Source organism: Pedobacter sp. ok626 (assembly GCF_900100435.1).
Classification (GTDB): Bacteria; Bacteroidota; Bacteroidia; order Sphingobacteriales; family Sphingobacteriaceae; genus Pedobacter.
The window spans coordinates 191,170-204,480 of sequence record NZ_FNEX01000009.1 but is presented as its reverse complement, the minus strand read 5'-3'; the positions used below and the strand labels follow the sequence as shown (position 1 = coordinate 204,480).

Annotated in this window: 6 protein-coding genes; 3 read left to right on the top strand and 3 right to left on the bottom strand. The window is 38.1% G+C overall.

What is annotated here, in order from left to right; all coding sequences use genetic code 11:
- Positions 1-19: 19 nt before the first annotated feature.
- Entirely contained in the window at positions 20-628 is a 609-nt protein-coding gene (locus tag BLS35_RS14565) for a porin family protein (RefSeq protein WP_090782254.1), read from the bottom strand.
- A 159-nt stretch (positions 629-787) separates the two neighbouring features.
- Here BLS35_RS14565 and BLS35_RS14560 point away from each other — a divergent pair, with 159 nt between their 5' ends.
- Both BLS35_RS14560 and BLS35_RS14555 read left to right on the top strand, forming a co-directional pair.
- Positions 788-1,168, top strand: coding sequence for a VOC family protein (locus BLS35_RS14560; protein WP_090782252.1), 381 nt, complete (start codon positions 788-790; stop codon positions 1,166-1,168).
- 78 nt (positions 1,169-1,246) lie between these two features.
- On the top strand, positions 1,247-3,262 hold the full coding sequence (locus BLS35_RS14555; RefSeq protein WP_090782250.1) for a DUF1800 domain-containing protein: 2,016 nt from the start codon (positions 1,247-1,249) through the stop codon (positions 3,260-3,262).
- A gap of 1 nt (position 3,263) precedes the next feature.
- On the opposite strand, the gene BLS35_RS14550 is transcribed toward BLS35_RS14555, so the two are convergent.
- Positions 3,264-3,893 carry a response regulator gene (locus BLS35_RS14550; protein ID WP_090782248.1) on the bottom strand — a complete coding sequence of 210 codons (630 nt, stop codon included), beginning with the start codon at positions 3,891-3,893 and terminating at the stop codon, positions 3,264-3,266.
- A complete protein-coding gene (locus tag BLS35_RS14545) occupies positions 3,883-5,808 on the bottom strand; it encodes a sensor histidine kinase (RefSeq protein WP_090782246.1) in 1,926 nt (641 codons plus the stop codon). Before BLS35_RS14545 ends, BLS35_RS14550 begins: the two co-directional genes overlap by 11 nt.
- 129 nt (positions 5,809-5,937) lie before the next feature.
- On the opposite strand from BLS35_RS14545, the gene BLS35_RS14540 reads away from it, so the two are divergent.
- On the top strand, positions 5,938-13,311 hold the full coding sequence (locus tag BLS35_RS14540) for a T9SS type B sorting domain-containing protein (protein ID WP_090782244.1): 7,374 nt from the start codon (positions 5,938-5,940) through the stop codon (positions 13,309-13,311).

Below are 13,311 nucleotides of genomic sequence, written 5' to 3'. Positions count from 1 at the left end.
GGTAAAAGTAGAAAGAATTTTAGAAGATCATGAAGCCGATACTGGCCTGAAAGGAATTAGGTCTTGCCTTAAATTCTTTACTGATATTGGTCAATGCACCTTCATATCTTAAATCGAAGGTTAATTTTCCAACATCTACACCAGCGCCTACCTGATAACCAACATTAGATTTGTCGAATTTCTGAAAAGACTGAAATACTTGTTTTAAAACTGAAGCTTTGTCGTTCAGTACATAAGAATAAACACCACCACCAAAAATTCTAAAGTTTAAATTGTCAGACTGTAGAAGCTTGTAGCCAACCAATACTGGGACTTCAATGCTGCTCCATTTGGCTTGTTCTTTGCCAAAGCTGCTATTTTCAATCTTCGATTTTTTTTGCGAATACAATACCTCGCCCTGCACATACAGTTGAGAAATGTCTACCCGTGTAAACAACCCGCCATGATATCCCAGTGAATATTTGGCGTCAAGATTACTCTTTGCTAACGAAAGGTTAGAGAAATTTGCTCCTCCTTTAAAGCCAATGTGTATTGGGCTTTTGCTTTGCGATTTCGCTTCATTAGTGATAAATGCAGTACCTACCAGAAGTAGCGTCATCAAATTCTTCAATTTTAATTGTGTTTTCATTTGTTTTTATTTTCGACAAAAGAGGGGAATTCGTCAGCGGGACTCAAAATGATTTGACCAATTGCGGGTTTGAATTGACAAATGACTAAAGGAGAAAAGATGTACCTAAAAACTTTATGCGTCCTGACTTGTAGTATTTAAGATTAAAAACTATAGATCATGTTAAAAGAGTCAAAAGCATTTAGTTCATTTTCGGTAGATAACCTGGAAAAAGCAAAGAAATTTTACGGGTCAATACTTGAGCTTGAAGTTAAAGATAATCCAATGGGCGTATTGGAACTACATATTGAAGGATCATCTCCGGTAATGATTTATCTTAAACCCGATCACCAAGCGGCAACATTTACTGTACTCAATTTCCCCGTTCAACATGTTGAAAATGCAGTTACTGAGCTCGAAGAAAAAGGTATCCATTTTGAACACTATAATGATGAGCATCTTAGAACGGATGGGCGAGGGATTTTTCGTGGCGATGGACCGGTGATTGCCTGGTTTAAGGATCCCGCAGGTAATATCCTTTCCATAGTAGAAACGATTTAAAATTGTTAAATTAGATTCAAGATGTTTTAAGCTAACCGATGTATAATTAGTCAAATCAACATCAAAATACTTACAGGCATGAAAAAAATATTCAAGATTTGCTGTTTTTTTACCCTTCTTACGGGGAGTTTATATCTTCTATCTTCCTTTCTGATCAATCCTTCGCCAGTTACCGTATATAAATTTCCTTATAAACGGGCGGGTTTAACGGAACGGCAGGCTGCCGAACACCTGTTGAGCAGGTTCTCTTTTGGAGCAACACCAGGACAAGTTGACTCGGTGATGAAAATAGGCTTGGAGAATTGGTTCAATCAGCAACTCAATGCCGATTTGCCAGATGATTCTTTAAACAAACGCTTGAGCGTTTATGATGCCATTAAACTGAGTAATGCAGAGGTATGCCGTCAGTATCCACCCGGATTTGTAATCCGGTCGATGGCAATCAAAGATTCCGTAATCAGTAAAGATTCTGTCAATAAAGCAGTAGATAAAAAAGCCTTCAACTTGCAGTTGAAGGCCTATATGGATATGAAAGGCTATAAGTCCGATCAGGATCTTTATAAGCAATTTATTAATCAGAAAATACTTAGGGCAGCTTATACCCGCAACCAATTACAGGAGGTGATGACCGACTTCTGGTTTAACCATTTTAACGTTTCCTTTTTTAAAGGCGAATGTGCCCAGTTTATTCCTGCGTATGAAAGAGATGTAATTAGGCCTAATGTTATGGGAAAATTTGGGCAGTTGCTTTTGGCCTCTGCGCAGTCGCCGGCAATGTTGTATTACCTGGATAACTTTAGCAGCGTTGGGCCGCCAACAGCAGCCCCAGCTAAGCCCCAGGCGAAGCCTGCTGCAGCCAATGGTACTGACATGATGATGATGGCAGGTACTGAGGGGGCTAATGTACCCAATAAGGCAAAAACCCTTACAAAGCCTACCAATGTGAATGGTTTGAACGAAAACTATGCTCGTGAGGTGATGGAACTACATACCCTTGGTGTTGATGGTGGTTATACGCAACAGGATGTGACCCAGGCAGCGCGAATACTAACTGGTTGGACTGTTTACCCAATTAGCGACAATGCCTACGGCAGCGCTATGAAAGGCCTTGTTGCCAAAGTAGGAGAGGATAACCTTGCACAGAAAGGTTATGTGCGTAACGGCGATTTTCTATTTACACCAAACCGACACGATCGTGGAGAAAAAGTGGTGCTAGGCCATCGTTTTCCAGCTAGTACTGATCCAACAGTAGGTTATCAGGAAGGAGTTACGTTGTTGGATATGTTAGCACATCAACCCGCTACGGCAAAATTCATTTCGCGTAAGCTTGCTGTACGTTTTGTTAGCGATGCTCCGGCACAGAGTCTAATAGATAGAATGGCGAAGTCCTTTACTGATCATGACGGTGATATGAAACAGGTATTGATCACAATGGTAACTTCTCGCGAGTTCTGGGATAAAAAGACTTTGTATAGTAAAACCAAATCACCTTTTGAGCTTGCAATCAGTTCGGTACGTGGTTTAAATGCGGATATTAAAGATCCTTATCCGCTATTTGGTTGGATTTCCCGGATGGGACAAAAGATTTATTATTACCAGGCGCCGACAGGCTTTCCTGACCGGGGTAAATACTGGATCAATACAGGTTCGCTGCTAAATAGGATGGATTTCAGTCTGGCCTTAGCATCCGGACAAATCGCTGGAATAAAAGTAAATCTAAACAAAATCACAGCGCAACAAAAAGCGCAGGAAAATGCACAGGCTATTATCGATACTTATAGTAAGTTGTTACTGCCAGAGAAAAAGTTGGATCAGACGAGCAAAAAGTTAGCTGATCTATTAAACGATCCGGGCTTGTTGGTTAAAGCAAATAACATTGTTCGGCAGGATAAAACAGCGGTATCGGAAAGACCAGAAGCGGGGGCACCAGGCGATATGATGTTTATGGGCGTCATACCAGACAGCAAGGCGAAAGTGGCCGCTACAGTGGATAAACAGAAAAGCAATTATGATATGTTCAGAAATAAACGCAGTGCGATGCAAGCATTAGCAGCAGGTGTCATTATTGGCTCTCCTGAATTTCAACAACGTTGATCTAGATATTATGGTCACTGGCAAATTGGATCAGCTCACCAACGCCTTTGAGGTTTAATTTTCGGTAGATGTTTTTCCGATGGGTTTCTATGGTATATGTACTCAAGCCCAGTTGAGCCGATATTTGTTTGTTGCCATGACCAACCTTAATCAATTTAATGATTTCTATTTCCCTTGGAGATAGCTTTAAATTATTAGCAAAGTCATCTTGCTGCCAGACTGGCTCAGTAGATGTCTGCGGAAAGGGTGAATCAAAACAGGTACCTCCATTGGCAACATGAATCAATTTTTCTTTTAACAGAGGAGCAATAATATCTTTCAGTATAAAGCCTTTTACACCATTTTCTTTAGCTGAAGCAATGAGTTTAGCATCGAAATACATACTTAGAAATACGATTTTAATATCGGGCATGCGTCGCCCTATTTCTTTAGCGGCATCCAATCCATTCATATAAGGCATATTAATATCCAGCAAAATCAAGTCTGGCATTATCGTATTTAATACCTGTATCAAAAGCTTGCCGTTAGCTACTTTAGCTATTACTTCAAAGTCAGGTACGCTATTTAATATTTGCTCCAGGCCGTCGGCTAACAACAAATGATCGTCAGCAATAATGATTTTAGTTTTCATGTGGTGCTCCTTTAGTCTTGCGATCAAGCGGAATTTCTATAATGATTGATGTTCCCTCTGCGCTGTCATCTATATTAATCTTTCCGTGTAAAAAATCAGTTCTCGAATAGATGTTTTTCATGCCAATACCTTTGGTAAAAGCGGTTGTACTGCCACCTATGCCATTGTCTTCCAGCATCACAATAATTTCATCATCAGTAAGCAGTAGCTGTATGGTGGCTAAACTGGCTTGCGAGTGCTTAAGTGTGTTGTTGATGAGTTCATTTATAATACGGTAAATCGTAATAGAAAAGATGTTTCCAATATCCTGATCGTTTCCTTCCGTAATCAAAGTAAAGCGAATGTTACTAATCGCATTTAGTTCGTCGATTTTGTTTTTCAAGATGTGAAAAATGCCCAATTCGCTAAAGTCTTTAGGTAACAGATTGTGTGATATAGATCTTAAATCACTGATTGCCTTAAGACCTATATCAATCCCCTTTTGATAATGAATCTGGTTATTTTTGTTTTGCGCTTCATCGTTGGGGAGATGGCTAATGTGTAGCAAAAGGGTAGTTAGGGTAGAGCCTAAATCATCATGGAGATCTTGCGCAATGCGTTTGCGTTCGTCTTCTTGAGCAATCACAATTTGCTCCATTGTTTTTGTTTGTTGCTCGTTAAATTCTAACAGCAATTGTTCTTTTTCATTTTTATATAGGTTATATCGATAAATGATACCAATAAAAATGATGATGGCTTCTATGGTCAGACCAATTTGGATATCGTTAGGTAAAGACTGTACAGCACTATTTAAACTGCCCCCCAATAGATAAATGCAATATCTTATAATGCCAAAACCGATAAAACCGCCACCAATTAAATAAAACCAGGCCAGCTTTACTTTCTGAAAAATCTTCTCAATGGTGACTAAATAAAACAAAATAGAAAGCACAATTGCTAAACTGATGAATATATACTCATAGGTCACCTTGAGTGTGGCAGAATTCTCAAACCAGTAATGGATTGTAAAACCTACAACAGGAAGTATAAAAAAAGTATACTTCAATACATCCATACTCCTTTTAAAACGAGAGTTTTTAGATGTAACATCCAAAAATGCGGTAATCAGGTTGGTCATGGTAATGAAACCGAGACTGGCGGCGATGTATTCCGATATGGTAGCCAGAAAAGGTTGATTAGGGTACAGATATTGGAAATCTAGTGCCACATTGCAATACATCCAAAACAACATGGCCAATACATATTGAGCATATATCAAGTGTATTTTTTCCTTTAATGATAGGTATAAGAAAATATTGATGAGGATACTAAATATCATGATCCCAGTTAACACACCCAGAAATAGATATTCCTTTTTCTCTTCCGCTCTAAAGCTGTCACTATCCATTAAAGTAGGGAGGATGTTTAAGCTAGAACCTTTATTGTCAATTGATGCTAAATAAGTACCATAGCTTTGACTACGCAATTTGATAGGGAACACCATGTCGTAGTGCTTGTAAGGCCGTGCATTAAAATTCAGCTTCATGCCCGACTGCCCCACAAGCACATAACCAGTGTCGGTTTGCAAATAGAGCTGTGCTAAATGTAACCAGGGCTGATGCAGTTGGAAGTAAAAAGTGCCATCTGCTTTTTGTTCATTTTTTAGGGTAAAGCTTAACCAGTAATAATTTTTGGTAACTCCTGCGTTGATGGCATGATCGGGATATAGCTTTTTAAAGGATTTGGTGTTTACAAGTTTCGAAACCTCTTTTACCGATATCTTATTTGGGGTTTGATAATAGTATAGGTGTTCGTTAAACTGGAAGCTAGCATTGTCTCTGATATACAAGGTATCCGATCGCAGCTGTGCTGATACATCCATTACCAGAAGTAGAGGTAAGAGTAGGCCCAGCCACTTTAACGCTTTTATGATCACCTTGTCCAGTTTAAGTTACACTGCAAATATCTAATATAAAATAAATATAAAGACGTACCCAATATTGGGTATTGCAGAGCCTGTTACATCATTTTACTTTTGGTTTAATCATCCCTAAAACCAAAATCTATGAATGCTCGCTTTAGCTTCCGTGGTAAAGGCTCATTGGCCCTTATATTCTGTTTAATTCTGATTAGCAATACGGCAAAAAGTAATCCCCTTAAGTGTTTAAATAAACTATTTTATTTACTGTTTGGTGTATTTATGTTTTGCGGAATTAGTGCATGGGGGCAAAACAGCCCTGGGGAATTTAATAATCAAATACATACTGAAATTAATGATTATTACTTAAAGGTATATTGGGGAACAGATTTGCCCTGGTATAATGATGACGATGATCATGCTACTTTAGAAGTGAAAAACTCATCAGGATATCCAGGATGGAATTATTACTACCTGGCGGTTAATAAGAACGATGGTAATTCTAATTATCCGGCAGGACAAAGTATTACTAACTATGGGCCAAACAGGTCGTACAGGTTAGAAATTTTCTATCAATGGGGAAGAAATTGTAATGGATGCCATTTGAAATGGGGTACAAACTATCGCGAAGGAGTAACCCCGAAACTAAAAGCGCCAACAAATGTAAACCTACAAACAACAGTAGTTGATGGCATAAATTACCCAAGTAAATTATCCTGGGCAAAGGGAACAAGCGTTCCGGATAACCTGTTGGATTATTACATCTATTTAAAAAAGGGTAATGCCAGTTTCGAGTTGATTGCAACAGTAGCAGGAGATAAAAGAGAATTTGCTATTGATTATGCGAATATGGAATCAGGAGATTACGTGTATTCTGTACAAACGGTGCTAAATGATAGTGCGCCCGGCGACTGGAACAAAAATAAGGATCAAGATTATGAAGCCCCGACAAGTGCTCCATCCTTTAACCTTTTAAATAAGGGACTTACTGCAAGCTCGGCAGAAAACGGTAAAATTAAATTAGCCTGGCCATCATTTAACGGTACTTTAGGCTTGGATGCAATTGTAATTTATAAAAGAATAACAGGTACTGGCCAGGATACAGAAGTTGCAACCGTAACAAAGGCAAGTAAAACCTACAGCGATCTGGATATTATTCCGGGCAAACGCTATACCTATTATTTAAAGCTGGTACCCGATAATAGTGGTACAAATACCGCCAAAATTAACAGCTATAAATCTTCTGAATCAATTGGGTATTCTAATCCTAATGGTAAATTAAGTGGCTACGTAAAATCATTAACAGGCGTTGGCATTGCAAATACAACTTTAACTGCGGTATCTAAAAATTTGCTAAATGATGGTGCAACAAATAATACACGTACTTACACCGCTACAACCGATGCAACTGGCTATTATGAAATTACAGATGTTTATTACGATGCGAGCGCCGATTATGTAGTAACACCAAAATTACTTACCTATACAGACAGGCACGATCCAGCCAACATTACCCGGAAATTAACGCTGGATGAGTACAATGTGAAAAATATAAACTTTACCGATACAGCATCTTTTACTGTAAAAGGTATGGTTTATTTTCCTTTGGTGGATAAAAACAATGCGAAATTTAAAATAGAAGCCGATTCAGTTGATGTTTATGTAGATGGAATAAAGAAAACAACAACCAGCCAGAGCGGAGAATATAATGTAAGTTTTCCGGTTCAGGGTGTTCACCATATTGCGGCGGTTTATAAAAACCATAATATTCTACCTTCAGGCGATGTTTTTGATGCCTCGACCAATAGTTATGTACAACTAACCAATAGCAGTATAGTTACGAGGAAGAGTAATGATGGTAAAATTGATTTAAAAGGTTTTTCCATAGATGTAAATAAGAATTTTACCAATGTTAACTTTATTAACCTGCAAACCGATACGTTAAAGGTAAATGTATATGCTACGGACGGTAAGCTTGCCATTGGAGAAGAAGCACTGGTTTCTGTATATCCCGTAAAACCAAATGGAATAGCCAACTCTACAGCATTAAACAAGCTAAGTGTATTATCCAACGGAAATAAAACGAAGCAAAGCGGCGAAACTTTAATAGGAGACACCTATAGCTGGGGCGCTTATAGTGTTAGTTTTAACGAAAATAAAGGCGCTGTAAAGGTTGTATTGCCATCTACAAGATATCAGGTAAAAGTAAGCGATGTATTGAAGAAGCAGGATAAAAATGCTGCATATAGCGCTACTAATTCTGTACAAAATACTAATCAACAAGTATTCTTTGATAGAATACCTCAAACTGTATTTTTGGGCGCCAGAGACTCGATAACAGTAACCAGAACGCTTATTACGAAATGTTTGCCAGAAACTGATACGCAGGAAGTCATTAAGGGCCAAAACGGACAAGATTCAGTGATTACTGTTAAAGCCTGTTCTAAAATTAAGGACACCTTAAATGTTCAGGTAAAAGTAATAAAACCAATTTCGCCATTAAATTTCGTATACCATAAGGATGTAGAGATAGTTTGGAATGATGAAAAAGATGGTAGCACCGTAGCCAGCGATTTATTGTTGGCAGGTAAAAATAGGTTGCCCGCAAATATAATTAATCAGTGGAATGCGGCACAAAGAGGTTCTTCATCACTTTATTTAATGACTCAAGGTGATCAAAATGCCTTAAGTTTTAATATTATTGAGAAATACAAAATATACGATGAGGATCAGTATCAATTTTACTATGTGGATTCGGCCCTGGTGGAAGTTTACGATCAAATAGGTGATGTAGCGAATAAGCAATCTTACAATTATGCTGCTACAACAGCACAGCAAAAGTCAAAAGGTTTTACTTATAATCTGGTTCCAGGCGTTCCAAATTTCAGTTCCCTTCCGTTTTATGATAAATCATTTCAAATATATGCTTCAGTTGGTGTAGGCGGAAGCACACTGCGCGTAAGTAAATTAATTTATGGTATGGTGCAAGGCGAACGTGAGGAAGAGGGAAAAGGCGTAACCGTTACGCCAAATATACCTTTTATGGTTTTACATAGGCCGCCAGGTGATAATTCTTATGCTAGACTATCAAAAGGTTCCAAATTTACCTGGAAAAATACAACCCGATATGGTACCAGTGGTGGAGCAGGGGTAATGACCAATTTGAAGTTTGGATCTAAAACCATAGCATCATTTAACCTGGAGTCGCAATTAGTTTTTGGTAGAGATAATGATGGCGAGCGGGGTACCGAAACTACAATGACAATTAGTGAAGAGATTCAAACCAGTGATAATGAAAACAACATCGGTCAGCGTGGCGATATTCTCTTTTTTAACTCAAAGGCATTAAGTTATGGCGTTTATAAAAAATTGAGATACACAGCGCCAATAAACGCAGGATCCGGTAAAATAGATTCCTATTCTGATGCTGCCTTTGCAGACAATGGAATTGCTAGTACTGTTATGTATACCTATGCACAGGTTGTTGATACAGAGATACCTAAATTGAGCAAAATGATTGCTAATAATGAAATTGGTATTGGTGTAGAAAAAGCCAAGCCAGCATCTGATGCCACTTATATTAAAAGCAAACAGTTGGAAAATGCCAATTTAGGCGCCCAAATAAATGCCTATAAAAATGTTATCAAGCAATTAGATTCAATTCAAAATTTAGCGCAGAATAATAAAGATAAACTGAAGCCATTTTACAAAACAATGGTGCAGGACGAGATGGCTAAATATTTAAATGATAGCGATGCAGATAAAAAAGTAAAAGAAAACTTAAAAAATGATAATGGCGATTTATATGCCTTACAAAAGAATGTAACTTTTTCTAATGGTGTTGATTACACCTTTACCGTAGAAAACTCCATGGCCACCATTGATAATTTTGCCTATGAAGTTTATGTAGATATGGACATGTCAGTATATGCACATATTGGCGATAATGAAATGAATTATGCTGAAGTTGGAGCAGTGGCAACATTACACAGTATTTTAGATAGTAAGGTTGTAGAGCGTAGTGGTGAAAAAACAAGTAGCATAGAAATACATCTGGCGGATAAAAACCCAGGCGATTATTACAGTGTGGATATGCTGGTAGATCCAATATACAATACACCGCTATTTGCGGTATATGGCGGCGCATCTTCTTGTCCCTGGGTTCCTGGTACTTTAAAAAGAGATATACCCACAATTGCTGTTGTTGGAGCTCAAAAGCAAGTTAACGTACCGGCAGATCAGGCGGCAACTTTTACCATTCAACTGGGTAACGAAAGTGCAACCGACGAAGGCCGTCAATATAATGTTAAAGTAAATTCGCGTAGCAATCCTTATGGGGCAAAACTTTATTTGGCTGGCCAGGAAATTAATAATGGAGTGGCCACTTTTTATGTGGCTCCAAAAGATTCGGCAAGAGTAACTTTGGAGGTAAGGAGAGGTCCTTTGGCTTATCAGTATGAGAATTTAGAGCTATATATTGGTACTACCTGCGAAAACTTAGAAACTGATAATTCTGACGATTTAGGCTCTGCTATAAAAAGCACCAAAGTAAGTGTTGCTTTTGTTCCATCATGTGGTTCGGTAGATTTGTTTAAACCAGGTGCAAACTGGCTGGTAAGTTCATTAAACAATAATAAACTGCAAATTACTTTTAATAAATACGATGCTAATAATCCTAACATGAGATGGATAGGATTAGAATATCGTAAAAAAACTGGTCAAAATGCAGGCACCATTGAAGAACAATGGAAAGAGGTGGTCACCATAAAACCAAATCAATTACAGGATGCTTTTTATGATTATTTGTTTGATGTTTCTTCCCTTGAAGATGGTGATTATGAATTAAGAGCTAAATCGGTTTGTACGGATGGTTATTATTTCTCTGCAGTATATTCTGGTAAAATAGATAGGGCATCTTTAAATGTTTATGGCTTGCCAGAACCACAAGACGGTATTTTAGGCATTGGTAAATCTTTAAGCGTAACCTATAATTCTGTTTTAGCCGCAAGCCAGCCAACTTTAAAAATAAAACTTACACGGCTTGATACAAATGAAGAAATTCCGGTAACCTATACCATGAATGCTGCTGCAAATGCGATTAATATTGTTTCAGTAAACGGGGATGCAGTATTTGATGCACTTGAAAATATTGAACTCAAAGCAGAGGTTAGCGGGGCAATAGCCAACAATGCCAATGTACAAGCAGATACGATAGTTTGGAATTTTGTAGTGAACAGAAGCTCAGTGTACTGGTCGCCAAGAAATATTACTGTTAATGCAATTGAGAACCAACAAAGCCCATTTAGCGCAAAATTGATAAATAAAACAGCTAAAGAGCAAGCCTTCACGCTTACCAAATATGCTTCTTGGTTAAATCCGATATTAAAATCTGGTAAAATAGTGCCGTTTGGAGAGCTTAACCTGGACTTTACGGTAAATAAAAATTTAAATACCGGAATTTATCAAGATACCGTATATGCTGAAGTTAATGGTAAGCAGCAAATGTTGTACGTAACGGTAAATGTATTGCGTACACCACCTAGCTGGACTGTTGATCCTCAGAAATACAAATACAATATGAGTTTTACTACTCAGTTTAGTATTGATCAAACAGATCATTTGACCTCCCGGGATATCCGCGATAAAATGGCTCTTTTTGTAGGCAAAGAATGTAGAGGCATTGCGCAGATTGAATATGATAAAACTCGGGATAAATACGTGGCCTATATAACAGCATACTCCAATGTGGCTACAGGAGAAGAAATGACTATCCATTTTTGGGATACCTATCCAGGTTTAGAATACCAAGCCAAAGAACGCTTATCCTTTATTGCCAACGGAAATTTAGGCAATTTAGTTAATCCTTATGTACTCCATCCCGAAGGAATCTATCAAACTATTCCCCTTAAAAAAGGCTGGACATGGATTTCGTTAAATGTACAGAATAATGATATGTCCTTAAAAAATGTATTGGCTAATTTAACCCCAACAGAGGGCGATTTAATTAAAACATTGAGCAATAACAACGCTTACAGTCAATATTCTAAAACTATGGGCTGGGTAGGCGTACTTAATGATGTAAACTTGTACAATAGCTACATGATTTATGTGACCAAGCCAGATACCATCCGTATTTTAGGAAATTTTATAAGTCAGGTGGCCAATGTTAAACTGGTTAAAGGTTGGAGCTGGACAGGCTATCCAATGGCCATAAATATGGAATTGAATACTTATTTAAAAAACTTTAGCCCAGCAGATGGTAGTCAAATTGTAAGTCAGGAAGAATTTGCACAGTACAATGCAGGTACGCAAAGCTGGTCTGGAAGCTTAAAATATTTGCGTCCAGGCAAAGGCTATAAATTCTATACAGAGACAGATGGCTTTGCCATTCCTATAATGCCTTATGTGCCCACAGTTGATCCTTTGGTAGAAACCAAGCAGCCAATTACACCTCCCGATAACAACCCAGCCAATCCAATAATTGTAAATAATAACAATACTGTGGTAAATAGTACCGTAAACAATACTTCCGTTAATACGGTGAATTACGAAAACAACAGTTCGGTAACAACAATAATTAATCAAGGCGGTCAGACTATAAACAATACGACCAACAGGTACGAGAGCTATGTGTATGTAGAAAATAAACTGGTCAACATTGTAAATCAAACTGTTTTGCCTAATGGTCAAGCTGTAGGGTTTATACCGGTGAACGGTAGTGCTGCTGATGAAGGGAAAGAGGTACAGATCAAGGTATATGATAAGGAAGAGAAGAAAGAGTACACGGCAAAGATAGAGCAGCCTGTTACACAACAAACCGACTTGATAACGGGTACTGTGACATCCCCAGTGGTGCTGGTACTTGAAGGATTGGCCGACGTGAGCGTTAGCAATAGCCTGGAAGCAAACCAGGTAAATAGAGATGAAGAGTTTGTTTACCAGCTAAAAGTAAAGAATGAAGGAGCGGATTTGGCTGTAAACGTAATATTATCTGATACTTTAGCGAACACCTATGATTATGTGGGATCTGACAATATACTTGTATTTGATCCTATAAAGAGAACGCTTAAAGCAAGCATCCTTCAGTTAAAATCTGGCGAAACTCAACTTTTCAATGTTAAGCTTAGGGCCAATAAAGTGGGTAGCCTAACGATTGGTAAAGGTCTTGTTGCCTTAAACAATGACAACAATCTAGCTAATAATAACATTGGCGCATTGGCGCTCAATGTAGTTGATAAAAGAGCGAACAGTGCCAAATTGCTCATTCCTTCATTGTTTACCCCAAATGGTGATGGTATTAATGATCGATTTGAAATTGTAGGTCTGAGCGAATTTTATGTCGCAAACAGTCTGGTGATATTCAACAAAAATTACAATGAGGTTTACCGCAGACAAAATTATCAGAACGACTGGACGGGCGACAGCTTGCCGATGGGCTCGTACGGCTATATTCTAAAAGTGACCGATAAGGACAATAAGGAAATGGTGTACAAAGGGTTTATTACTATCGTTTATCAATAA